The 23712-nt window shown below is 53.4% G+C and carries 21 protein-coding genes and 1 riboswitch; of the genes, 4 read left to right on the plus strand and 17 right to left on the minus strand.

Going from position 1 to position 23712, the window contains the following annotated elements; genetic code table 11:
• Positions 1-21: 21 nt before the first annotated feature.
• The 7 genes from purB to V4U84_RS19000 all read right to left on the minus strand — a co-directional run bounded on the left by purB (position 22) and on the right by V4U84_RS19000 (position 7034).
• Positions 22-1320: an adenylosuccinate lyase gene (purB, locus tag V4U84_RS18970; RefSeq protein ID WP_334077729.1), complete on the minus strand. Its 1299-nt coding sequence runs from the start codon at positions 1318-1320 to the stop codon at positions 22-24.
• Positions 1317-2630 (minus strand): 5-(carboxyamino)imidazole ribonucleotide synthase, encoded by a 1314-nt coding sequence (purK, locus tag V4U84_RS18975; protein ID WP_334077730.1) that lies wholly within the window; start codon positions 2628-2630, stop codon positions 1317-1319. The genes purB and purK overlap by 4 nt, the downstream gene beginning before the upstream one ends.
• The gene (gene purE, locus V4U84_RS18980; RefSeq protein WP_334074963.1) at positions 2627-3112 is read right to left on the minus strand and encodes a 5-(carboxyamino)imidazole ribonucleotide mutase; all 486 of its coding nucleotides are present in this window, start codon (positions 3110-3112) and stop codon (positions 2627-2629) included. The genes purK and purE overlap by 4 nt, the downstream gene beginning before the upstream one ends.
• A gap of 208 nt (positions 3113-3320) precedes the next feature.
• Positions 3321-3422, minus strand: a riboswitch (purine riboswitch).
• 370 nt (positions 3423-3792) lie between these two features.
• Complete coding sequence (locus tag V4U84_RS18985) at positions 3793-4227, minus strand: universal stress protein (protein WP_334074961.1); 435 nt, start codon at positions 4225-4227, stop codon at positions 3793-3795.
• Positions 4228-4316: 89 nt separating this feature from the next.
• Complete coding sequence (locus V4U84_RS18990) at positions 4317-4580, minus strand: DUF1294 domain-containing protein (protein ID WP_334074960.1); 264 nt, start codon at positions 4578-4580, stop codon at positions 4317-4319.
• Between the two features lie 128 nt (positions 4581-4708).
• Complete coding sequence (locus tag V4U84_RS18995) at positions 4709-4846, minus strand: hypothetical protein (protein ID WP_334074959.1); 138 nt, start codon at positions 4844-4846, stop codon at positions 4709-4711.
• Between the two features lie 58 nt (positions 4847-4904).
• Positions 4905-7034 carry a DNA topoisomerase III gene (locus tag V4U84_RS19000; RefSeq protein WP_334077731.1) on the minus strand — a complete coding sequence of 710 codons (2130 nt, stop codon included), beginning with the start codon at positions 7032-7034 and terminating at the stop codon, positions 4905-4907.
• A 210-nt stretch (positions 7035-7244) separates the two neighbouring features.
• Between V4U84_RS19000 and V4U84_RS19005 the strand changes: the two genes are divergently transcribed.
• The gene (locus V4U84_RS19005) at positions 7245-8246 is read left to right on the plus strand and encodes a ketoacyl-ACP synthase III (RefSeq protein WP_334077732.1); all 1002 of its coding nucleotides are present in this window, start codon (positions 7245-7247) and stop codon (positions 8244-8246) included.
• Here the strand turns inward: V4U84_RS19005 and V4U84_RS19010 are convergent, their stop codons facing one another.
• Positions 8247-8840, minus strand: a complete 594-nt coding sequence (locus tag V4U84_RS19010) for a hypothetical protein (RefSeq protein WP_334077733.1) — start codon at positions 8838-8840, stop codon at positions 8247-8249.
• A gap of 202 nt (positions 8841-9042) precedes the next feature.
• On the opposite strand from V4U84_RS19010, the gene V4U84_RS19015 reads away from it, so the two are divergent.
• The gene (locus V4U84_RS19015; RefSeq protein WP_334074955.1) at positions 9043-9255 is read left to right on the plus strand and encodes a hypothetical protein; all 213 of its coding nucleotides are present in this window, start codon (positions 9043-9045) and stop codon (positions 9253-9255) included.
• 789 nt (positions 9256-10044) lie between these two features.
• Here the strand turns inward: V4U84_RS19015 and V4U84_RS19020 are convergent.
• Positions 10045-10968, minus strand: a complete 924-nt coding sequence (locus tag V4U84_RS19020; protein WP_334074954.1) for a DMT family transporter — start codon at positions 10966-10968, stop codon at positions 10045-10047.
• Positions 10969-11155: 187 nt separating this feature from the next.
• On the opposite strand from V4U84_RS19020, the gene V4U84_RS19025 reads away from it, so the two are divergent.
• A complete protein-coding gene (locus tag V4U84_RS19025) occupies positions 11156-12010 on the plus strand; it encodes a sulfurtransferase (RefSeq protein WP_334077734.1) in 855 nt (284 codons plus the stop codon).
• 277 nt (positions 12011-12287) lie between these two features.
• Here V4U84_RS19025 and V4U84_RS19030 read toward each other — a convergent pair whose 3' ends face one another.
• On the minus strand, positions 12288-14126 hold the full coding sequence (locus V4U84_RS19030) for a S8 family serine peptidase (protein ID WP_334077735.1): 1839 nt from the start codon (positions 14124-14126) through the stop codon (positions 12288-12290).
• A gap of 485 nt (positions 14127-14611) precedes the next feature.
• Here V4U84_RS19030 and V4U84_RS19035 point away from each other — a divergent pair, with 485 nt between their 5' ends.
• The gene (locus tag V4U84_RS19035; protein WP_334077736.1) at positions 14612-15277 is read left to right on the plus strand and encodes a hypothetical protein; all 666 of its coding nucleotides are present in this window, start codon (positions 14612-14614) and stop codon (positions 15275-15277) included.
• Between the two features lie 885 nt (positions 15278-16162).
• Here V4U84_RS19035 and V4U84_RS19040 read toward each other — a convergent pair.
• From V4U84_RS19040 to V4U84_RS19070, 7 genes are all read right to left on the minus strand, one after another.
• The gene (locus V4U84_RS19040) at positions 16163-17146 is read right to left on the minus strand and encodes a permease prefix domain 1-containing protein (protein ID WP_334077737.1); all 984 of its coding nucleotides are present in this window, start codon (positions 17144-17146) and stop codon (positions 16163-16165) included.
• Positions 17143-17484 carry a PadR family transcriptional regulator gene (locus V4U84_RS19045; protein WP_334074950.1) on the minus strand — a complete coding sequence of 114 codons (342 nt, stop codon included), beginning with the start codon at positions 17482-17484 and terminating at the stop codon, positions 17143-17145. Before V4U84_RS19045 ends, V4U84_RS19040 begins: the two co-directional genes overlap by 4 nt.
• 305 nt (positions 17485-17789) lie before the next feature.
• On the minus strand, positions 17790-18848 hold the full coding sequence (locus V4U84_RS19050) for an NAD(P)/FAD-dependent oxidoreductase (RefSeq protein WP_334077738.1): 1059 nt from the start codon (positions 18846-18848) through the stop codon (positions 17790-17792).
• Positions 18849-18938: 90 nt separating this feature from the next.
• Positions 18939-20654: an ABC transporter ATP-binding protein gene (locus V4U84_RS19055; protein WP_334074948.1), complete on the minus strand. Its 1716-nt coding sequence runs from the start codon at positions 20652-20654 to the stop codon at positions 18939-18941.
• A 119-nt stretch (positions 20655-20773) separates the two neighbouring features.
• A complete protein-coding gene (locus V4U84_RS19060) occupies positions 20774-21760 on the minus strand; it encodes an ABC transporter substrate-binding protein (RefSeq protein ID WP_416367274.1) in 987 nt (328 codons plus the stop codon).
• A 54-nt stretch (positions 21761-21814) separates the two neighbouring features.
• Positions 21815-22576: an ABC transporter ATP-binding protein gene (locus V4U84_RS19065; RefSeq protein WP_334077740.1), complete on the minus strand. Its 762-nt coding sequence runs from the start codon at positions 22574-22576 to the stop codon at positions 21815-21817.
• A gap of 4 nt (positions 22577-22580) precedes the next feature.
• Positions 22581-23654: a FecCD family ABC transporter permease gene (locus V4U84_RS19070; protein WP_334075127.1), complete on the minus strand. Its 1074-nt coding sequence runs from the start codon at positions 23652-23654 to the stop codon at positions 22581-22583.
• Between the last annotated feature and the right edge of the window lie 58 nt (positions 23655-23712).

Raw genomic sequence — 23712 nt, forward strand, 5'->3', positions numbered from 1 at the left:
AAGGACGGATTCAATGTCTAATTACTCGATTAAGCCCAGCTTGCGGAAGATCGTGTCCACGTGCTTCAGGTGCCAGGACGGGTTGAAGGCGTCGTCGATGTCCTCGCGGCTCAGCACCGCAGTGATTTCCGGCGTCTCCTCGATGATGTCGCGGAACTGGCGTTGCGTTTCCCATGCCTGCATGGCCCGCGGTTGAACGGTGTCGTACGCCTGCTCGCGGCTGAAGCCTTTGTCGATCAGCTTCGTCATGACGCGGCCGGAGAACGGAACGCCGAAGGTACGGCCCATATTGCGCTGCATGTTTTCCGGGAACACCGTCAAGTTTTTCACGATATTGCCGAAGCGATTCAGCATGTAGTTCAGCAGCATCGTCGCATCAGGCAGAATGACGCGCTCCACGGACGAATGCGAGATATCGCGTTCATGCCAGAGGGTGACGTTCTCGTAGGCCGATACCATATGGCCGCGAATGACGCGCGAGAGGCCGGAAATGTTCTCGCAGCCGATCGGGTTGCGTTTATGCGGCATCGCGGACGAGCCCTTTTGACCCTTCGCGAAGGCTTCCTCTACTTCGCGGAATTCGCTCTTTTGCAAGGCGCGGATCTCCGTCGCGAATTTGTCGAGCGAGGTGGCGATCAGGGCCAGCGTGGCCATGTATTCCGCGTGGCGGTCGCGCTGCAGTGTTTGGGTCGAGATCGGCGCCGGGCTCGTACCGAGCTTGCGGCAAACGAACTCCTCGACAAACGGGTCGATATTAGCGTAGGTACCGACCGCGCCCGAGATTTTGCCGAACTGGACATTGTCCGCCGCCCGGCGGAACCGCTCCAGATTCCGCTTCATTTCCTCATGCCAGAGCGCCATCTTCAAGCCGAAGGTGGTCGGCTCCGCATGCACGCCATGCGTCCGGCCCATCATCGGCGTGTCTTTGTAAGCCAGCGCTTTTTCGCGCAGAATCTCGATAAAGTTGACGATGTCTTTTTCCAAAATTTCATTCGCCTGCTTCAACAAATAGCCGAGCGCCGTGTCGACGACATCGGTCGAAGTCAGCCCGTAGTGAACCCACTTGCGTTCCGGTCCCAGGCTTTCCGAAACGGCCCGGGTAAAGGCGATCACGTCATGGCGCGTTTCCTGCTCAATCTCGTAAATCCGGTCGATGTCGAAAGAAGCGTTTTTCCGCAGCAATGCGACATCTTCCTTCGGAATAACCCCGAGGTCCGCCCAGGCTTCGCACGCGCAAATTTCAACTTCCAACCAAGCCTTGAACTTGTTCTCCTCGGTCCAGATAGCCCGCATTTCCGGTCTGCTGTAACGTTCGATCATGAGTTTTGATTCCTCCAAATATTGGTTTGCTGTATAAAATCAAGCCCGTCCCGGACATCCCCGCAGAGCAGATTCACATGCCCCATTTTGCGCTCGGGAGCCGAACCGTTCTTTCCATATAAGTGTACTTTCGGGATGACCCGAAATCCAGCCGGATCTGCGCTGCCCTCCGCTTCGCCGCCCCAGCGTCCGGTGGCTACCGCTTCCTTGACGGCATCGAGATGCTCGCCAAGCACGTTTACCATAACGACCGGGGTCCGAAGGGCCGGATCCCCAAGCGGCAGGTTGCACACGGCCCGGACGTGCTGCTCGAATTGCGAGGTAGCGCAAGCCTCCATCGTATAATGCCCCGAATTATGAGGGCGCGGGGCGAGTTCGTTGACAAACAATTCCCCGCTCTCCGTCAAAAACATCTCGACCGCCAGTAGACCAACGGCTTCCATCGATTCCGCAATCCGGGCGGCCAGCCGCTCGGCCTCCCGCAGCACCGTTTCCTCCACTCTGGCCGGAACGATGGACAGATGCAAAATATTGTCCACATGAATGTTCTCCGCCACCGGAAACGTACTGATTTCCCCGCGGGGGCTGCGGGCCGCGATGACCGACAGTTCCTTGACGAACGGGATGAACTGCTCCAGCACAAGCTCCGTGCCCGCGCGGCTCAGCTCGGCATAAGCCGGTCCGATCTCTCCAACGGACCGGATGACCCATTGGCCTTTACCGTCGTAGCCGCCGGTGGCCGTCTTCAAGACCGCCGGCAAGCCCAGGCGCCGGACGGCTTCCCGCAGCGCTTCCTCGCTGCCGATTTCCGCATACGGCGCCACTCTGGCCCCGGCGGCCTCCACCGCACGCTTCTCGCGCAGACGATGCTGCGTCGTGTACAGCAGCCGGCTGCCCTGCGGCACGTACGACTGCTGCTCCAGCAGCGCCGCCACTTCGGCGTCCACGTTCTCGAATTCGTACGTGATCACATCCGCTCGCTTCGCCAACTCCCGTGCCGCCTCCTTGTCCCCGTAGCCGGCGACGATCTGCTCCGCAACCTGGCCGCACGGCGACTCCGGCGTCGGATCGAGCGCGATGAAGCGGTAGCCCAGGTTGCTGCCGGCGAGCGCCATCATGCGGCCTAGCTGGCCACCGCCCAATACGCCGACCGTCGCGCCCGGGAGCACCTGACGCTCCCGCTGCCCGGCGGAAGCCGCCTGAGCGGAAGCCGTTTTGTCCGCGCTCCCCTTAGCCGCGCTTTCCGCCTTGCCGCCACCCGCCCCTGCGCCGGAGGGCTCCAACGAGCCCAGCAACTCGCGGCGGATCATAGCGAATCACTGCTTTCCAGCACTTCGCTCGTGATTCGGTCGCGGCGGGCCTGCACCCGCTGCTGTACCGCCGGGTCGAACGCGCCAAGGATCTGGGCCGCGAGCAAGCCCGCGTTGGTCGCCCCGGCCCGGCCGATCGCTACCGTGGCCACGGGAATGCCTCCCGGCATCTGCACGATGGACAGAAGCGAATCGAGCCCGTTCAGCGCCTTCGACTGTACCGGCACGCCGATCACGGGCAGAGCGGTCTTGGCCGCGACCATGCCCGGCAGATGCGCCGCTCCGCCGGCGCCGGCGATGATGACGCGAATACCTCGTCCCGCCGCCTCCTCGGCAAACCGGAACATCAAGTCCGGCGTCCGGTGCGCCGATACGACCTTTTTCTCATATCCGATTTCCAGCTCGTCCAGCACCTCGCACGCATGCCGCATCGTCTCCCAATCCGAAGTGCTCCCCATGATGACAGCCACCTGTACAGACATTGTTCAACCCACTTTCCGTTTATTTTAGTCATGCCCTTTTTGCCGATTTAGAAAAAAAGGTCCGACCTTGCATAGAGGAAGAAGTTCTCCTACGGGAAGATCGGACGTGTCGGAAATCCTCGCGCAGCCCATTTGTCCCTGAAATCCGGACGAAAAGACGACAAATGTCCGGTTTCCACCCGGCTTGTAAATGGAGCTGGGGGATCACGGCTGACGCTGAATTCCTCGTAGTCCGGAAATTTACGGTTCCCGGGTAGAGACTGCCGGACCTTATTCCCGGCTTTATACGAGATTAATATATTTATTTTATTATTTTAGAAAAAGAAGCTGATTTAAGTTTACCAATCCCCTACGCCGAATGTCAACTTAAACCCGAACATTCATATGTGTAGTTTTTGGAATGTTCGTTTTTGAACAATGTTTCGGCATTCCTCTCTTTTTTTCGAGACCATCACGCGTCCTGCTTCCCTTGAAAGTAGGACGGATGAATAGGGGCCTTTTGCGGCGCTATTTTGTCGAATTGGACGGGACGGTATGGAATAGCAGCAGCCAAATCGGGCCGCAATAGCGCCCAAAAAGACCGCTAATGTGCGGGTGGTGGCCGGTACCGAGAAAAAGCCCTCCGGGAAAATGGATGTTATCAGATCCATCTCCCGCGAAGGGCTAATTTTATAAATCCGTTACTTCACGACCAGCACCGGAATCCGGGCATGCTGCACGACGTTGTGGCTGACGCTGCCGAGTACGAATTCGCGGATTCCGCCCAAGCCGCGGCTGCCGATGACAATGACGTCATTGCCGTTTTTGGCTGCGTAATCCAGAATCGCTTCCGCCGGCGCCCCTTGCACCATCTCTACCTTGGCGGTAATGCCGTCGGCCTCCAGCCGGTTCTTCACTTCCTCCACCGTCTTCTCGGCCAGCTCGTAGAAATCCTGGTTCACCTTGGCCGGAACGGGAGCAAATCCCTCCGCGACATAAAAGCGTGGAAAATCAAAAGCATGCAGCACCTCGAGCGTTGCGCCCGGCGTCGCCTTCACCAGCTCCACCGCTTTGTCCAGCGCTTTGTTGGCCGCTTTGGAGCCGTCATAGGCGGCTAATATTTTGGAAAATAACATAAGAAAGCACCCCACTTTACTAAAAGTATGTACTTCTCCAACCTGTCAAACTCGCCAAAAAATGAATGCCTCACGCATAAGGAAGGACCTCAAGTAAAAAAATACCCGTATAACGCGGCGTTCAAAACAAGGAGCAGCGGAATGCCCACCCGGAAGCTCATATGTTTGGTCTTGTGCCGCTTCAATTGCATGGCCAGCAGCACGCCCGGCGCTCCGCCGATTGCGGCCAGCAGAAACAGCGTCCTCTCGGGAATCCGCTCCTTCCGCTGCCTGGCCCGCCGTTTGTCATCGGACATGACGATATAGGCCACGGCATTGATAAATAACAGCCAGACCAGCAAGCCCGTCCTCATTTTTTGATCGCCTCCTCTTTCCCGTCGGGCAGTCATGAGATGCCTTCTATTCCATTATACCGCCAACGTTTTAAATTAGAAAACAAATTAAAAAGCCCCCCTTTCGGGGAGCACTTTGCATCAACCGCCTAAGACTCCCGCTTCGGAATCTCGTTCAGATTCGGAGGGTACTCGGCCTGCTTCTTGGGCTTCAGGGCGATATGCTCCTCCATGATGCTGGATTTGTTCTGCCGGTTCTGGGTTTTCTCCGCTTTGTTGTGCGGCATAAAGTCACCTCCCGGGCTTAGCATTCCGGGCGGCCGCGGCTTTTATTCGGTCCTTGTTCTACTCTCCCTTTTTCTCCAGCGCCGCTTTCAGAAGATCTCCGAGATTGGAGCCGAGCGATTCCTGCTTCGCATACTGCTTGACCAGCTTTTGCTGCTCCCGCTTGTTGATGTGCTTCGCATCTTTGTTCAGCGTCTCCGTAATGCCGCACGGGAGACACTGCACGTACATGCCGGCCTTGCCTTCCTTCAGTTCCATCTTCTTATGGCACTGCGGGCAGCGCCGGTTCGACAACTGCTTCTCACCCGAACGCCGGTAGCCGCAGTCCTCGCTCGGACAAACCAGCATCAAACCGCGCTTGGACTTTTTCTCGAGAAGCCGTGTCCCGCAGTCCGGACAATGGCTGTTCGAAACATTATGCGGCTTGTAGGTGGCCTCGCTGTTCTTCACCCCTTTGACCAGGGTCTGGGCCATGTCCCGGATTCCGTTCAGGAACGGTTCCGGCTTCCCCTGCCCCCGGGCGATCCGTTCGAGCTCCGCCTCCCATTTCGCCGTCAGCTCCGGCGAGCGGAGATCGGCGGGCGCGAGCTCGATCAGTTGCTTGCCTTTGCCCGTAGGATGCAGGCTGGCCCCCTGCCGTTCGATCGTGTCGGAGCTCACGAGCTTCTCGATGATATCCGCGCGCGTCGCCGGCGTGCCCAGGCCGTGCTTCTCCATCTGCGTCAGCAGCGCGGCCTCCGTGTACCGCTTCGGCGGCTGTGTCCGGCCGGACTGCAGACGGCAACGCTTGACGGTCAGCTTCTCGCCTTCCTTCAGCTCCGGCAGCGAGGCCGAACCGCCCTCTTCCTCGCGGTCCTCGTCGTCCTCCCCGTCCGCGACCGCCTGACCGTCATACACCGCTTTCCAGCCGCTGTCCTTGACCGTGACGCCTTTGGCATGGAGCTTCTCCCCGTCCGCGTCGATCACGACCGCGACGTTGTCGAACCGGGCCGGCGGATAGAACAAGCTGATGAACCGCCGTACAATCAGGTCGTACAGCTTGCGCTCCTCCGTATTCAACGTGTTCAACAGCACCGTCTGCTCGGTAGGAATAATCGCGTGGTGATCCGTCACCTTGCTGTCATCCACTACGCGTTTGCCCGGCTGAAGCGGCTTGCGGAGCAGCGGTCTGGCCAGCGGCGCATAAGGTCCGACCGCTACGCTGGTCAGGCGTTCCTTGAGCGTCTCCACCATATCGGAGGTCAAGTAGCGCGAATCCGTGCGTGGATAAGTGACCAGCTTATGCTGCTCATACAGCCGCTGCAGCACATTGGACGTCTGCTTCGCGGAGAAGCCGAGCAACCGGTTCGCATCCCGCTGCAGCTCCGTCAAATCATAGGCCTGGGGATGCGGCACCTGCTTCTCGCTCTTGGTCAGCTTGACGATCGTTGCGCTGCGCCCCTCCAGCTTCCGCTGCAGCTGCTCGGCCCGACCCGGCTCAAAAATCCGCGAATCGCCGCCGCTCCCCCGCCATACAGCCTCAAAAGATCCCAGATCCGCGCGGACCACTTGATACTCTTCCGACCGGAAGGACATAATTTCGCGTTCCCGCTGCATGATCATGCCCAGGGTCGGGGTCTGTACCCGTCCGGCCGACAAAGGCGAACCGAACTTGCAGGTCAGCGCCCGCGTGACGTTCAGACCGATCATCCAATCCGCCTCCGCCCGGCAGCGGGCCGAATGGTAAAGCCGATCGAACTGCGAGCCCGGCTTCAAGGAAGCGAAGCCTTCCTTGATCGCCTTGTCCGTTTGCGAAGAAATCCACAGCCGTTTGAACGGCTTGTTCCATTTCGCCATATCCATTATCCAGCGCGCCAGTAGTTCGCCTTCTCTGGCCGCATCCGTCGCGACGATCAGCTCGCCGATATCCTGACGGCGCAAGAGCTGCTGCACCGCTTTATATTGATGGCTGCTCTCCCGCAGCACCTTCAGCTTCATTTTACCTGGCAGTATCGGCAGGTCCTCCAAAGACCAGGTTCCGAATTTGCCGTCATAATCCTCCGGCTCGGCCAAGCCAACCAAATGGCCAAGCGCCCAGGTAACCACATACTTCGGCCCTTCGAAATGGCTCTTGTGTTTTTCACGGCTGCCCAGCACCCGCGCCAATTCCCGGCCCACAGACGGTTTTTCCGCCAGTACCAACGTTTTCATAACTGTTTGAGCACTCCCTTCTTTCCTTATCCATTATAGCATCCCGAAAGGCCTCGCGCAGAGAGATCGCTTTTTCTTGCCGAGCATTTAAGGGTATGAAGTATAAAGAAAGAGGCTTGGAAAAAGAATACGAAACGGATATAATAGTTTTATCACCAGGTACTAATACCAGATAACAATTTTCGATAAAATTTGAAGGAGTGATTTGGAGTGAATCCGAAATCCGCAGCCCGTATTACCGCTTTGGGAACTTATGTGCCTGAGCGCCTTCTTTTGAACAATGATCTCGAAAAGCTCGTCGACACCAACGATGCCTGGATTGTCCAACGTACCGGCATTCAGGAGCGGCACATCGCCGCCGATGACGAATTCACCTCCCACTTGTCCATCCGGGCCGTGGAGAATCTGCGCGGCTCCGGCGGCGAATCCGTCAGCCTGGAGGATGTCGATTTGATCATCGCCTCCACGACAACTCCGGACTACTCCTTCCCCACCGTCTCCTGCCGCATTCAAAAGCACTTCGGAATGGAGGGCGCCGGGGCCATTGATCTGAACGCGACCTGCGCGGGCTTTACTTATGCCCTCCATATGGCCAACGGGATGATTACTTCGGGGCTGCACCGCAAGGTATTGGTCGTGGCCGGGGAAACGATGTCCAAAATCACGGATTACACCGACCGGAGCACGTGCATCCTGTTCGGGGACGGAGCCGGAGCCGCTTTGGTAGAGTACGCGCCGGAGCAACCGGGCTTCGAATCCGTAATCATGGGAACGCAGGGAAGCGGCGGTATCCACGTCTACCGCTCCGGCCTGTCGACGGAGATGGACGGCGAGCCCCTGGCGGGAGAAGGCCGGATCGTTCAAAACGGCCGGGAAGTGTTCAAATGGGCGGTCCGCACCGTCTCGGCCGGCATCGAAAAGCTGCTGGAGCAAGCGAAACTGACCGTGGACGATATCGACTGGTTCGTCCCCCACAGCGCGAATCTGCGCATGATCGAGTCGATCTGCGAAAAGTCCGGGATTCCCCTGGCCAAAACATTGCAGAGCGTAACGGAGATGGGCAACACCTCCTCCGCCTCCATCCCCCTTGCGCTGCAAGCCGGTGTCCGGGCCGGGCAGCTTCATCCCGGCGACCGGGTATTGCTCTACGGCTTCGGCGGCGGCCTGACCCATTGCGGGCTCCTGATCCGTTGGGGGGAAACCCCGAACTAGTTAATAATCCCGAAACATCAGGCATGTATATTCAAATTTGCTGGAGGGGTATTTGAAGACCAGATTGATGCCTCCGCTCTGAATTTTTACCGCTTTTAGAGCGGGGCATTTGACAAAACAACGAACCAAACGGGAGGCGGCCCGTTGATTGCCCCTCCGAATCGCTCTGGCGAGTGCCGCACAGTAAGAGGGACGGCTGGCCATTTCCCGGTAATAGGGCAAAACCGCCCGGGCAATTCGTTGATGAATCCTCGGATTGAAGTGAAACTGAACCTGTCCCGGAGGGATGGTCACCCCACACGAATAGGAGGACGACGGCGCGCTGAAAGTGATAAAATACCCGATGCCGTTCGTCCCTATTCCGTGATGGGCCAGCCGGGGCGCCACCACGCACAGCATTTTCTTCAACCCGTCCAGGTCCGCGCCGACCACCGCCCGGCTCCAGGCCTCCGCAAAACGCGGATTGCACGCGACCGCTTTATACAGGGGAAGCATGCCCGCCGCCATCCTCTGCAGCAAATAGGCTGTTGGCGATTGCTTCACCAGTCTTCTTCTGCGCCCTCCTCTCTTACCGCAAAGCCGATGTCCGGACATTTCGCATCCTCTCCTCGATGAAGATTTAAATTTTTTTACAACAACCCGCATCTCCATGCTTCATCATATGCATCTGCCCGGGGACACGGTTGGGCGCTCATCCGCTGACAGTCAGCGGCAACTGGACATTCGACAGGTTCGTTGATATGCTGGTGGCAACAAGCGAAGGAACAATATAGAGGGATAGAGGAGATTTTACAACGTGCCAACGATTAGACGGCTTTTGACCGAACAGGACTTCCAGGAAGCGGTAGACCGCAAAATGCCCGTCCGCATCTTCCGCGATAACCATATGGTGGATAGCAGCACCTGCATCATCCGCTTTACCGACGACACCGTCATCACGCAAAAAGGCGTCAGCGAGCTGACCTATCACTCCCGCAGCGACAGCCAATTTTTTGAGCTGAGAAAATAAGGCGCCCATTACGGAAGCGCCACGGGCGCAGGAGCCGTTACGCCGGGCTGAGACAGATGTGGGCGGCGAGGCCGGGGTGGGACTGATACCGGCCGGCGAGGCCGGGCGCCCCCATGCCGAGTGAAGGCGAGTGCCAAACGGCAGCCAGCCCTTAGTGCTGGCGGGGATCAGGCGTGGTCGGAACGCTGGCAGGGATCAGGCGAGTGCAGCCTGTTGCTCATGCCCCGCAGTTTTGAGGCAGTTTATGAAACTATATAGGTTGAACTATTGGTTTTGCCTATTAGACAGCGGTGCAAAGGGTTCTTTTCACACGCTTGACCTGCAACGAATGGTTTGGTTCGAATTAGAGGGAATTCTTCCCGTTAATTTGGTGCGAATGCGGCTGCAGAGGCGAATTAGCTGGAAAACCTCCCGCTAATTCGCCTGAAATTGCGTATATCGGCCATAGGACCGTGAAATAGATGGAGCTTTTCCAGCTAAATCTGATCGAAGAGCCAAAAGTGGTACATTAGCGGGAGATTTTCCCGTTAATGATGTAGACTCCGACGGCGGGACTTTATATCTACAATTGTGGATGTTGGCCGCGTATCTCCGAAACCATTCACATCCTTGCCCAACGCCAATTCTTTAGTTCAACCTAATATAGCCGCATTTTGGCGTGCGATTTTGCCCGCAACGGGATAATAAGGCCCTTTTAACCGCTATTATTAGAGTCCGACCCTGCAAAAAAACGCAATAACGCCCCCAAAAGGGGCGTTATTACGTTCATGCCAAGATTAAGCAGGCTGATTAGGCGGGGTCTTTTAGCACAGTCGGCTCGGGTTCGGCGGCAGGGGTTTCTTTTCCGTAACGGATAAAGATCCAGACCCCGCTCAAAATGGCCACCCCAGCAACCAGCTGTATACCGGTCAGGCTCTCCTTCAGTAAAAGCCAGGCCAGCAGCGAGGAGAAAACCGGTTCGCCCAGCACGGCCATCGAAACGGCGGCCGCACTGATAAATTTCATCAACCAGTTGAACAGATAATGCCCGAACAAGGTCGGGACCACCGCGAGAAGGAGATAGATTCCCCACTCTCTCGGCGAGTAGCCGGTAAAGGCATGCCCCATTGCGGCGTTATAGCCCGCAAGCGTCGAAGCGGCGATGAAAAACACCCAGAAGTTGTAGACGAACGCGCTCATTTTTTTGAGCAATTGCTTGCCGAACAGCATGTGAACCGCCACGGCGATCGTGCCGAGCAAGGACAAAATGTCTCCGTGCAGGGCTGTACCCGATAATTTGAAGTCCCCTGCCCCTATGGCGATTGACCCGACGAGCGCCAAGCCCATTCCGGCGAGCATCGCCCGGTTTACTTTGGCTCCGAACAGGAAAAAAGAGCCTATCATCACGAGGATCGGCTCCAGCGTCAGGATGACGGTCGAACTGGCCACCGTTGTCAGCCGCAGCGAGCTCATCCACAGCAGAAAGTGGAGGCCCAGCATCACACCCGACAGCAGCAGGCCGCGCCATTGTTTGGCGGTGAGGGAGAACATTTCCTTACGAAACTTCCAAATGAACGGCAGCATCAGCAGGCACGTCAGATAAAGACGGTACATGCCCACGACGGACACCTCCGCGGTGGACCACCGGACAAAGATCGATGAGAACGAAATCGCGAGGATTCCGATTATGTAGAGAAGTTCAAATGAGACGAATGGCTTGGTACTCGATTTCATGTTGGTGCTCCTTGTTTTTTTATGTGTCGGCGGCGTTTTGACGTATTGAAAAAAGTAAAGTCCGGCAGACCGAACCTAATTATAGTCTAAAGACCGGGCAGTGTGCTACATTGGAAATATCTTTTACTTTGGAATCGAAAAAAACGCCATTTTTCGCAATGGAGTGAAAAGGAGAGCCTGAACTCATATGACCGATCCAATCGTAACGCCAAGATGGGTACTGGCCCGTATGTACGAGCCGGATCTCGTGATTGTCGACTGCCGGTTCGCGCTGGGCCGTCCGGACGCCGGCCGGGAAGCCTATGCGGCTTCGCATATTCCCGGCGCGGTCTTTTTGGACCTGGAGGCGGATCTGTCCGCTCCGGTCCGTGAACACGGCGGCCGGCACCCGCTGCCGGCGCCGGAGCAGTTGGCCGCCCGCCTCGGCCGGGCCGGCATCGGCAACTCCACCCGCGTCGTCGCTTACGACGACCAGGGCGGGATGTACGCAGCGCGCCTGTGGTGGCTGCTGCGCTGGCTGGGCCATGACGACGTGTACGTCATGGACGGCGGGTTCGCCGCCTGGCAGGCCGGCGGCTTCCCCGTGACCGACGCGCAGCGGACCGCGGTGCCGGCCGCGTTTGTGCCAAACGTCCGCGACGAACGGGTCGCGGACGTGGACGAGGTCCGCCGGGCGCTCGGCGATCCCGGCGTCCTGCTGGTCGACTCCCGCGAAGCTTCGCGTTACGCGGGAGTCCAGGAACCGATTGACGCGAAGGCCGGGCATATCCCCGGCGCGGTCAATCGGTTCTGGAAGGACGTGCTGGATGACCAGGGGCACTGGAAAGCGGAGGCTGCGCTCCGCGAGCAGCTCGCCCCGGTCATCCGGGCGCTCGACGACGGCCGCGAGGCCATCGTCTACTGCGGCTCCGGCGTCAGCGCCTGTCCCAACGTGCTGGCGCTGTACCGGCTGGGCTACCCGCAGGCGAAGCTCTATGCGGGCAGTTGGAGCGACTGGATTAGCTATGAGAACAATCCGGTCGCGAAGAGAGAAGAACGTTGAAAGTAGGAATGGAAGAAGCCCGCGCCCGACGCGGGCTTTTCTTTTTAGATAGCGCCTGGCAGACGCACCGCTTCCCCCGTTGCTTGGACAAACTCCCATAGCAATCAAGCAGCCCCGGAAGAATCAGCGCGATTATCCGAAAACTAAAAAAGGACAAGAAAATGACCCGTTACGGAAGTCACCCCTTGTCCCAAAAATGAGATTGTCCATGGCTGTTCACTGTTTCTCTCCATTCTAGTTGTAGTTATTTGTGTTTTTTTTCACATTTTATTTAACATCAATTTACAGTTAGTTCGTGCCCGGTGATTTCTAAAGAATAATTGGCCGAATCTTCAACACCATAAACGCCAATATAATAAGTTCCTCTAGGAGGATTAGATAAACTAAAGAACTCATGTGGCGGTCCGTCGTTTCTACGAATCCAGTAAGAAGATGGATCCCCTTGGTACGGATTTGATCCAGGTGCCCAAATCACAAGATCCAGATTTTCCGCCTTTTCATTTAAAACTAGCAAGGTGGCATTTAAATCAGCAGCACTTGAATTGACTCTTATAGCATATAAATCCACGTTTCCTTTTTGAACGCTCCCATTAGGTACTCGAATATAGGTCCGATGCGTGTCAAAACTCCCAGATGATTCTTGAGCAGCATCTTTGATAGACTCATATGCCAGCACTCTTCCATTGCCGTAGTTTTTATCGAAACCATCTTCTCCCATATCCGTTACTGTAAAATTAATGCTAGATGAAACTCCACGGGAATAGGCGGCATCATACATCAGCGCAAACACACCTGAAACCATCGGCGTAGCCATGGAAGTGCCAGAAAGTGTCACATATTCCTTCCCCGTATTGGCTGCAGCAGCCCGAACATTGTGACCCGGTAGTACTACGTAAGGGCCTTTATTATAGGTTACGCTTTTGTCCGTACCTCGGGAGGACGACTCAGATAGTCCCCAGCCTCCTTCATAAGGGTCTTTAATATTTCCGACTGAGGTAGAGGTGTATCTAGCGTAAGTCGATAAAGTGTCGTAATAGGGTTCATCGTTCCCCTCATTTCCGGCTGCTACAAAAACCGGGACACCGCGTGCTTTAATTTTATTTATCGTGTCAATAACTTCTTTCCTGCTTTCATATGATGCTGTAGTTCCTATACTCATATTAACAACATCAATGCTATATCGATCCAGATTTGCTAAGATCCATTCTAGGCCTTTTAATGTATCTCTGGGATCACCGGTTTGACCTGCTCCCGGTAAAGTTTTTACACCTACTAAAGCTGCGCCTGGAGCTACCCCTTCTTGTACTCCCGGATCTCCTTCTCCAGTTCCGGCGGCAATGCTAGCTACATGGGTACCATGCCCGCGATCATCATAGGGCTTGGTTTTTCCGTTAACCGCGTCGTACCAAGCAATAACTTTACCACCGTCCAAATCTACATGATTAGCATCAATTCCGGTATCTACAATGGCTATGACTACATCCTTTGTAGAATAAACATTTTCATTTCCATCTAAATCACCTGTTACCTTAAAGTCCTTCCTTGCCTTTTTGACGCCGATCATGTCAGTAGACGAATTAAGGTTGATACCGATTTCCTCCCCCCCTTCAGCCGCTTTATCGGGAACTATATAATTATTAATCGAGGCTATTACAAGAACCTCTTTTAGCATCTCAAGCTTGACCAGTTGCTCGTAGTTGATATTTTCAATAAGATAAGAGCTGATTTTTCTCTTTGTTAATTCTAAAGAATTTCCAAATAACTCCTTGTACTTCTGTTCAAACTCCTCGTCGGTATAATCGAAATGTACCAAAACCTCTACATCAAAGGTGGTCTCCTTATCTTTATTTAATTCTAATTCCTCTCTCAACATATGAGTAATCTTTGACTCAGGCTCCTCATCCTTCTCGAAGTTTTCCTCCTCAGTTAAAACAGGTAATTTAAATGTTTGTGTTTCTTTTTGCACACTCTGCTCATCAATCTGCTTTAAAATCAACTTCTCTTTATCCATGACGAGCCCATTTCCATCTGCATTAGCTTGAATTGTTCCGGACTGTGTCATCCCGCCAAAAACAATGGAACCTGCCAGAAGTAATGTAACCGTTTTTTTTAGCATGCTTGCTTTTCTCCTTTCATAAGTTAATTTACTGACAAGATTTTTAACTCCACGTTCATAATTGATTCTTGAATCCCGCCGCCCATAGACCACCTCCTTTTGTTACCGTTCTGGAGTAAATGGTTTCACTTACTCATTTTCAGAGTTACATATTTTTACTTTATTTACAGTCGATTTGCGTCGATTAATTGTGTCCAAAATTTTACTTTTCTCTAATGACGCACCCTCTCCCCAATTTGTTGCACAGAAAAAGGCCGATTCCCCAGAAAATCTTCCTGTATGAACCGACTACAAAGACATTCAAGCAACTCTCTCGCTTAAATCAACAGTCGGCCAACAAAAGTGTTGCTTTGCCTTCAAAATCACCGTAATAATCGGAACCCGGAGGCCCGTTTTTTCGTAGTAATATATGGACTTAGAATGTGGTAGGGATTTCCATGTTGTCCTACCCTTAATAGAATAAGCAAAATGGAGATGAACCGACAATGGCAGACCATCCAACCGGCAAGGAGATTTTTCGAGAATGTTGTTCCAAGATTGCTGCGGCCTGCGAGCCTTACGGATTCAAATACTATAAATCCAGGAGGAGCATGGTCAAGCACGTGGGCTCCTTTACGGCTGAGGTACGTTTTTCGAGTCATGCTTCCAATGTGGCTGGCAGTTATTTGGAGTTTAATACCGATTGCCGAATGATAAATACGGCCAGCGGAAAAACATACTGGTATATCAGCTTGAGCAGTTTCCGAGACAAAGGCAAGGTATGGAATCTGGCTAAAGAAGCCACCCGAGAGCGAGAACTGGCGGAAATTATCACGTTGATTCAAGACAAGGTTGTTCCTTTGGTGGACAAGTATGGTACGAATCTTGAGGAGGTACTTGAGGAAGCCATTATGACTGGATGGTTTTTGCCCCAGGCGAATCCTATGGAGTTTTATGTGCTCGACATCATTGACCTGGTCGTTGATTTCGGCTCACCGGAACAGATCAGCGCATGCGCGCACCTATACATCCGCCATTTACCTGAGGATCTACAAGAGACATTCCGAAAAGACTTTGAAGCCTATCAAAGGGAGGAAAAGGCTGCATCCACGATCGCATTCCGTAAATTGATCCCTCTTATGGTGGAGAGAAATATTTCTTTGCCGCAGTAATCCAAAGGATACTATATAGGTTGAATTAAAGAATTGGCGTTGGGCAAGCATATGATAGGGTTTCGGATATACGCTGCCAACATCCACAATTGTAGATATAGGGTTCCGCCGTCGGAGTCTGTATCATTAACGAGAAAATATCCTGTTAATGTACCGCTCTTGGCTTTTCGATCGGATTTAGCTGGAAAAGCTCCATCTATTTCGCGGCCCTATGGCCGAAATACACAATTTCAGGCGAATTAACGGGAGGTTTTCCAGCTAATTCGCCTCTGCAGCCGCATGCATACCAAATTAACGGGAAGAATTCCCTTTAATTCAAACCAGACATTTAGTTGCAGATCAAGAGTGTGAAAAGAGCCCTTTACACCGCTGTCTAATATGCAAATCAATAGTTAAACCTAATATAGTGCCGTTTTGGAGCGGTCTCCACACGAATACAGTGAGCACTTTTTCAAAAGTTAACATCCAATCCGTATTAAGCCCACGGCTATTAAGGTGCCTAACGCGCTTTCCAACACTTCCAACTCCAAAAAGATGCAAATCTGCAGGTATTTAAATCGATCGGACGAGGGTATGCGAAAAAGATGCAAATCTGCAGGTATTTCTAGCGATTTTAGAGAAACGAGCTATTTCGCCGAAAATTCCTGCAGATTTGCAGGGATTTTCAAATTTTTGTTCTGAACAGGAAAAAAACTTGCAGATATGCAGGAATTCTGTGTTGATCAAGGTTCAAGGCCGTCTGACGGGCTGGGGCACTGAGTAAGGATCGCAGACTGTCATATACTGCGGCCCAGCGTCTCAGCCTGTCCGAACCTTTTGGCTTTGGAAGTGGCCGGCTTCCTTCCGAATCACACCTGCGTCCATCCTTTTGTTATATCTCAGGACCTACAATGCAGCCGCACCTCGCCGCTTGCTTCCGCGTGATAGCAGGTAAAGTCCATAACCGATAATATTTGTTAACAGAAACAGTGCAATCCAGCCTATATTGCCTTTCCCTTCATAATAAGCATTCATCCCCGCCCAGACCGTAAACAACAGGCAGTAGCCGCCGAGCAGGAACAATCCCAGACTGTAGAAAAAGGTATAGTTGAAATAGGTGACCGCCACGCTGACAATGAAAGAACTTTCGTCAACAACCTGAGACTGAGGGTTCTCAACATAGCTACTAAATACATCATGAATCAATGTTCTGATGAAGAATTTGGACTCCGGTCGGGGGCGTTCTTTTTCCTCGGTTCCCTCGGCTTCCATGCGCATGGTGAAGCTGTAAGACTCGTAGGACGAGCCGTAGTGGAGCCATTGTTCTGCGTCCGAATCGGCTGCATACATAAACAGTCTGGAATTCTCATTCTTCTTATTTTGAGCGCGCTCAATATTAATTCCTTTTACCCCCCAGGTGTTATCCACCCAGGCTTTCAGTTTCTCCTGAAGCGGCTGGGAGAGCGTTGTGGTACCGGGGGTCCCGGACTCCTGCTTCACCATTTGATAGGCATCTTCACCAAACTTCTCCACCATCCGTTCATTCCATACACCGCAGATCAATCCTATACAGACGGCGGATAGAACCAGCAGAGTCAGGGCGCTGCAGAGTACGCCGGTGGCAAAACGCCTTTTGACCGTGTAGATTTTCTCCAACTCCCGCTTGACTTCCCCGGCTTCGCCAAACTGCGACAGCGCCATAGCTACCGCCTGTTGCTCGCTGATCCCGGTTTGCATACGCTCCAGTGTTCCCGAGATCAAGTTGGCGGTCATCTCCTCGCGGAAGTCGTTGATTTCCCCGGGGGGTTCTTTCATCAGTCTGCACAGTTGGTCGACATATTCCGTAATCCGGCGGGTGGATTCAGTGGTTAAGCTCATTGTTTTCATCATCGGTTCCCTCCTAGTAATGTATCTATAATGTTGCGGAACACCGCCCAGCTCCGCTGGTTTTCCTGCAAGCGTATTTGCCCTTCCGGCAGCAGCCGGTAATATTTACGCCGTCCGCCGCCGCTCGATTCATCGTCTTCTCCCCAGAAGGCCTCCACCAGGGCCTGCTTCTCCAACCGCTTAAGCGCCATATACAAGGTGGCTTCTTTAATATCCATCGCGCCGCCGCTTACCTCGCGCACTTTCTTGGCAATTTCATACCCGTACATCGGCTTGTCCTGAAGTAGACTCAAGAGAATGACATCGATATATCCCTTCAACATCTCTTTGTCAAAATCCAAGAAACTATTCACCTCTTTCAAGTACTTCGCATTAATTAACTACCTCGCGTTATTAAGTACATCGTATAATGTTTTCTTTTAAATTGCAACCCCCGCAGCTTTTATGATAAAACCGATGCAGCCCAAACCGGGGCGGAATAAACGTAAAGAAAGAGCCCTCGCCTGTTTCTCGCGGGCTCTTTCTTTTGGAGATTGCTGATATCGGATTTGTTTTCCAATCGTTTTGCTTCAGACCTGCTTCAAAATCCTTTTAATATGAAAAAATGACGCGGGATTACAGGCCGACGACACGCCCATCCCTCCGATCAAGCTTCCTCCTCCGCCACGCCCAGCGCGATATTCCGCTCCTTGAACTTGGGGTTATGGGAGGAGACATAGGCCATCCTGTACGTCTCCGGCTCCAGGTGCAGCTTGGCGCTATTCACCGCCAGGGCGGCATCGGTAAACGCGCCGGCGATCAAGTGCAGCTTGCTCGCATAACTCGCCACGTCGCCGGCCACAAAAACGCCCGGCAAATTGGTCGTCAGCTTTTCATTGGCATTGATATCCCACTCGCCCATATCCAACCCCCAGTTGACGATATTGCCGAAGTCGCCGCGCAGACCGTGATTCACGATCACGGCGTCCACGTCGAGCCGCATGGCAGTGTCCCCCAATTGGCCCTCCGGATTCACCTGGGCGATGGATACCGCCTCAATTGCCTTGCCGTCCCTACTGCCGTGAAGCTGCTTCACCGCATAAGGCGTAAGGACACGAGCGGATGATTCCATCATCCGTTTCACATTGCGCTCATGTCCGCCAAAATGCTCACGGCGGTGGACGACGGTTACGCTTGCGGCGATCGGCTCCAATTCGTTCGCCCAATCCACCGCGGAATCCCCGCCGCCGGAAATGAGCACCCGCTTGTTCCGGAAAACCTCCAGCTCCTGCACGGTATAATGCAGATTGCTGACCTCATAGCGCTCGGCTCCCTCGATCTCCAGCTTTGCCATCTTCAGCACACCCCGCCCCAACGCAAGGATCACCGTTTTGGTCCAATGCCGCTCGCCCGTTTCCGCCGTCAGCAGCATCGTTCCGTCATCCAGACGCTCGAGCCCGCAAATTTGCTGTCCCAGCACAATCGTAGGATCAAACGTCATCGCCTGATCGATCATTTGCCGCGTCAATCGCTCGCAGCGCACAGGCGTGACACCGCCGACGTCCCAAATCATCTTCTCCGGATAAATCAGCGTCCGCCCGCCGAGTTCTTCCTTCGCCTCGATCAGCTTAGTCTTCATATCCCGCATCCCGCTGTAGAATGCCGCATACAAACCGGCGGGCCCGCCGCCGATAATCGTCAAATCATAAAGTTCCAAATCATGCACTTTAGGTTACCTCCAGCTTGTCATATAAGATCTTTCATCTTCTCTATCTATCGATCCGACACTCGGTCACACGGCCGGCAAAGAACTTCCTTAAGTTCCGAACTGCGCCCGGTGCAAGCGGCTGTATACGCCGCCGGCCTCCACCAGCTCTTGATGCCGCCCCTGCTCGGCGATGCCTTGATCGGTTACGACCACGATGCGGTCCGCCTCTTTGATCGTGGCCAGCCGGTGCGCGATGACCAGCGTCGTACGGCCATTCGCCAGCTCGGCGAGCGATTGCTGAATGGCCAGCTCCGTTTCGGTATCGAGGGCCGAGGTGGCTTCATCAAGAATCAGAATCGGCGGATTCTTCAGGAACATGCGGGCGATCGCCAGACGCTGCTTCTGACCGCCTGACAGCTTGACGCCCCGCTCGCCGATGACCGTGTCCATCCCTTGCTCCTGAGCGCGGATAAATTCATCAAGCTTCGCCTTCCGTGCGGCTTCCCACACCTCTTCTTCGCTGGCGCCAAGCTGGCCGTACAGGATGTTGTCGCGGATCGTCCCCGCGAACAGGAACACATCCTGCTGTACAATGCCAATCTGCCCGCGCAGCGATTCCTGGGTCACGCTGCGGATATCCACGCCGTCGATGCGAATCGCGCCGCCATCCACTTCGTAAAAACGCGGCAACAGGCTGCACAGCGTGGTCTTGCCCGCGCCGGATGGTCCGACAAAAGCCACCGTTTCTCCCTTGCGGATGACAAGGTCAACCCGGTTCAGCACCTTTTTGTCCTCTCCATAGCCGAAGGAGATGTGGTCGAAGTGAATTTCCCGCTGAAACGGCTGCATCTCTGCGGCGTCCGGCGCATCCTCGATGTCCGGCTCCGTATCCAGCAACTCCGTATAGCGTTTGAAACCGGCAAAGCCCTGCGGATAACTCTCCACAATGGCGTTGATCTTCTCGATGGGCCGGAAGAACACATTGGTCAGCAGCAAGAAGCCGACAAATTCGCCGTATGACAAGCGTTCTTGAATGACGAACCAGGTTCCGCAGACCATGACAAACACCGTAACGAACCGCATCATCATATAGCTGATGGAGCCATTGCGGGCGATCAGCTTGTAGGAAGCAAGCTTCGTCAGACGGAAACGTCCATTGTTGACGGCAAATTGCGCTTCTTCATGCGCCTCGTTGGAAAAAGCCTTGACGACGCGAATTCCTCCCACACTATCCTCAATCCGCGCATTAAAATCGCCAATATCGCTGAACAGCTGGTCAACCGCTTTCGTCATTTTTTTATTAAAATAAATCACGATCCACACGATCCCCGGTACGATCACGAAAGTAAGCAGCGCAAGTTCCCAATGGATCAGCGCCATCAGCGTGAAAGAACCGGCGAGCGTCATGACGGCGATGAACAGATCCTCAGGCCCGTGGTGCGCCATTTCGCCGATCATATTCATGTCGTTCGTCAGACGGCCGATCAAGTGGCCGGTTTTCGTATTGTCGAAGTAACGGAACGAAAGCTTCTGGATATGCGAAAACAGTTTACGGCGCATATCCGTCTCGATATTGATGCCAAGCATGTGGCCCCAATAGTTCACGATATACATCAGAACCGCGCTCAGTACATACAAAGCAATAAGGGCAACGGAAGCCAGCAGAATCACATTCCACTTGCCCTCAGGCAGCAGATCGTCGATAAACACATTAACGGCCATCGGGAATGCCAGCTCCAGCAAACCCGCGATGATCGCGCAGCCAAAATCGAGCAGAAACAAACTCCGGTAAGGTTGATAATAGGAGAAAAATCTTCGAATCAAGCGGAATACCACTCCTTTCCCGCCCACCTTCAGTCAAGGTGGTCTTTCGATGAATATGATAATCATTATCAATTAATAGTCGGACGAATGCCTTTTTAGACCAACTGCGCAGTAATCTTTTATTTGAACAGGTCCGGATACATCTCTTTGGCCAAAATCTCAATTCCGTCCAGGGTATTGTACCCATAGCCGAACATGTAATTATAATCCATGGCGTAGATTTGTTTGTTTTTAATGGCCTTCATGCCGGACAATTTGGGATTGGCGTAAAGCCCTTCTTTGATTTTGTCGGGGCTCGTGCCGTTACTGATGCTCCAATCCGGAATAATCAGCACATCCGGGTCGGCCTCGATCAGCATTTCTATATTCCCCTCGCCGGTCTGATCCTTCAACGCGTTATCCAATTTGATCATATTCATCGCCCCGTTAAAGAACGTCTCCCCTTCAAGCGTCAATACGCTCACCTCTTTGGGATCACTCATATGCAGGTAAACGTACGTCTTGTTCTCCGTAATGCCGCTTAACTTGGAAATGACCGCTTCTTGCCGGCTTTTGAGCTCCTGGGCGAATTCTTTGGCTTTGTCCTGCACTTCGAAAATCTCGCCGAGATTTTTGATATCGTTATAGATGGATTCATACGTCCCCCCGGCTACAGAAGATTCAAGGACATATGTACGAATTCCCATTTCGTTAAGCGTATCTACGGTGCCGACGCCCCAGTCGGCATTGTCGAACAAGCCGCCCCGGCCCATGACCAGATCCGGATTCGTTCCCATCGTCACTTCTTTGCCCACATATCCGTCGCTAAGAATGTTCAGCTTGGCGTACTCCGCTTCCACCGCTTTGTCCGGTTGCCCGAAGCTGGCGCCTACCCCTACGATTTTGTCGGCCAAGCCCAGATGCAGCAGGAGTTCCGCGGACGGCCGGGTATTCGCCATGATGCGCTCGGGAGCTTTGTCGAAGGCTTGATCTTTTTTCTCCCAGGTTGTTCCGCCTTCCGCCTTTTTGAAATTTTGAATCGTTAAAGGGTAATGACTTGGCGTTTCGGGTTTTACTTCCGCTTCTCCGCTCTTCGCCGGGCCCCCACAAGCCGCTAACGCTAACATAAGGGTCAAACCGATCCCCAGAACTGCAATTCTTTTCACATTTCTTCCTCCCTTTTAAATTCCATAAGCAAAACCCAGTCCGTTCGTCACCGGATTGGTGTAGGTCTGGCACTTGATTTGATACAAAGCCTCGATAACCTTCGGGGTGAGAACCTCTTCCGGGATGCCGTGCGCATACACTTCACCGTCTTTTATGGCATATAAATAATCGCAATAATGCGCAGCCATTTCCAAGTCGTGCAGAGCGGCCAGAACACCTATGTTCAATTCCTTGACACAGGTTAAAATCTCCAGCTGATAGCGGATATCCAAATGATTTGTCGGTTCGTCCAGAATCATAAATTGCGGCTGCTGGGCAATGGTCCTCGCCAAAATCACCCGTTGTTTTTCGCCGCCGGATAAGGACAGATAGCTCCGTTCCTTGTAATCGAGCAGATTGGTTCTCGTTAATGCGTCCTCGACAATCCTGTAGTCTTCCTGTTTGTCCGACTCCAGCATCCGTTTATGCGGGGTTCTGCCCAGCATCACCATCTGCTGTACGGTCAAATCAAAATGCATTTCGTTAAACTGGCCAACGACGCCCAATCGCTGCGAAACTTTTTTTTCGGAAGTTTTCAACACATCCATCTCATTAAGAAAAACGGAGCCGCTTTGGGGAACCAGACTTTTGTAAATGCTTTTTAACAGCGTGGATTTCCCGCATCCGTTCGGTCCGATCAAACCGACAAATTGCCCGTTTTTGACCTGAATCGAAACATTTTTTACGATTTCTTTTTTACCGATCCTGATCTCCATTTCCTTCGCGGTCAATTCCATGATTCTACCCTCCGAAATTGTAGCCTTTTTTGACAATCATGTAGATAAATAATGGCGAACCGATCACAGAAGTAATGATTCCGATAGGCAATTCGACATTATGAATCAGCGTTCTTGACAGAATGTCGGCCCAGATGAGAAAGAGCCCCCCCAAAAGCAGGGTTCCCGGCATTAACCGTTTGTGATCCGCTCCGAATAAGCCTCTGCATATATGCGGAACGATTAGACCCACAAAACCGATCATCCCCGCATACGCTACCATCGTGCCGGTAATCAGGGCGGTGGCCACCAGATACAATTTACGATATCCGCTCAGGTTGATGCCGAGGGTTACGGCGGATTCATCGCCGAGCAGCATCGTATTCAGCACCCGGTGTTGAAAAAGAAACATCGCGCATCCCAGCAAAACGACCACGGCCATAATCGGCGTTTTCTCCCAACTGGAAGAAGCGAGACTGCCCATAGACCAAAAGGTAACGGTTTTGATCCCTTCCGTGTTGTTGGCAAAATAGATGATCAGACTTGAAAATGAACCGCACAATGCGCCGACGACAACCCCGGATAGGACCAGCTTCACCGAGGTTGCTTTTCCGCCGATGCTGGATAAGAGCAAGACCGCCAGCGAGGTAATCATTGCGCCGACGAAGGCCCCAAACGCGATGCCGAACTGGGACAAGAACGCGCCGCTTCCAAATCCGATCAGAATCGCAAACGTAGCTCCCAACGAAGCCCCCGACGAAATACCGAGAATGTACGGATCGGCGAGCGGGTTTTGGACGACAGCCTGCATGACGGTACCGCACAACGATAGTCCGATGCCTATAAGGAGGGCGAATATAACTCGCGGCGCCCTGACTTGCAATATGATGTTCAAGTAGGACTCGCTTTCGACATGTTCCAGCGAACCCAGATGACCATTCGTCAATGCATGAAGTAATATGTCCATGGCTTGGCTGAAGGGAATATGTACCTGCCCGATCGATACCGAATACACTGCGGATAACAAAATCATACCTATCAAAACGAGAATCATAGCATAGTAGATGCCCCCTGCTCTTACTCCCGCCGGATTTGCCATACTTACACTCACATTCGTACTCGCGCCCTCACTTTTCAATTTAAAAACTCACCTCCTG

The organism is Paenibacillus sanfengchensis, from assembly GCF_036864765.1.
GTDB classification, from domain to species: Bacteria; Bacillota; Bacilli; order Paenibacillales; family Paenibacillaceae; genus Fontibacillus; species Fontibacillus sanfengchensis.

Coding starts and splice junctions, on each gene's coding strand:
- purB (WP_334077729.1), bottom strand. CDS start 1,320: ATGATCGAACGTTACAGCAGACCGGAAATGCGGGCTATCTGGACCGAG.
- purK (WP_334077730.1), bottom strand. CDS start 2,630: ATGATCCGCCGCGAGTTGCTGGGCTCGTTGGAGCCCTCCGGCGCAGGG.
- purE (WP_334074963.1), bottom strand. CDS start 3,112: ATGTCTGTACAGGTGGCTGTCATCATGGGGAGCACTTCGGATTGGGAG.
- V4U84_RS18985 (WP_334074961.1), bottom strand. CDS start 4,227: ATGTTATTTTCCAAAATATTAGCCGCCTATGACGGCTCCAAAGCGGCC.
- V4U84_RS18990 (WP_334074960.1), bottom strand. CDS start 4,580: ATGAGGACGGGCTTGCTGGTCTGGCTGTTATTTATCAATGCCGTGGCC.
- V4U84_RS18995 (WP_334074959.1), bottom strand. CDS start 4,846: ATGCCGCACAACAAAGCGGAGAAAACCCAGAACCGGCAGAACAAATCC.
- V4U84_RS19000 (WP_334077731.1), bottom strand. CDS start 7,034: ATGAAAACGTTGGTACTGGCGGAAAAACCGTCTGTGGGCCGGGAATTG.
- V4U84_RS19010 (WP_334077733.1), bottom strand. CDS start 8,840: ATGTCCGGACATCGGCTTTGCGGTAAGAGAGGAGGGCGCAGAAGAAGA.
- V4U84_RS19020 (WP_334074954.1), bottom strand. CDS start 10,968: ATGAAATCGAGTACCAAGCCATTCGTCTCATTTGAACTTCTCTACATA.
- V4U84_RS19025 (WP_334077734.1), top strand. CDS start 11,156: ATGACCGATCCAATCGTAACGCCAAGATGGGTACTGGCCCGTATGTAC.
- V4U84_RS19030 (WP_334077735.1), bottom strand. CDS start 14,126: ATGCTAAAAAAAACGGTTACATTACTTCTGGCAGGTTCCATTGTTTTT.
- V4U84_RS19035 (WP_334077736.1), top strand. CDS start 14,612: ATGGCAGACCATCCAACCGGCAAGGAGATTTTTCGAGAATGTTGTTCC.
- V4U84_RS19040 (WP_334077737.1), bottom strand. CDS start 17,146: ATGATGAAAACAATGAGCTTAACCACTGAATCCACCCGCCGGATTACG.
- V4U84_RS19060 (WP_416367274.1), bottom strand. CDS start 21,760: ATGTTAGCGTTAGCGGCTTGTGGGGGCCCGGCGAAGAGCGGAGAAGCG.
- V4U84_RS19065 (WP_334077740.1), bottom strand. CDS start 22,576: ATGGAATTGACCGCGAAGGAAATGGAGATCAGGATCGGTAAAAAAGAA.
- V4U84_RS19070 (WP_334075127.1), bottom strand. CDS start 23,654: ATGGCAAATCCGGCGGGAGTAAGAGCAGGGGGCATCTACTATGCTATG.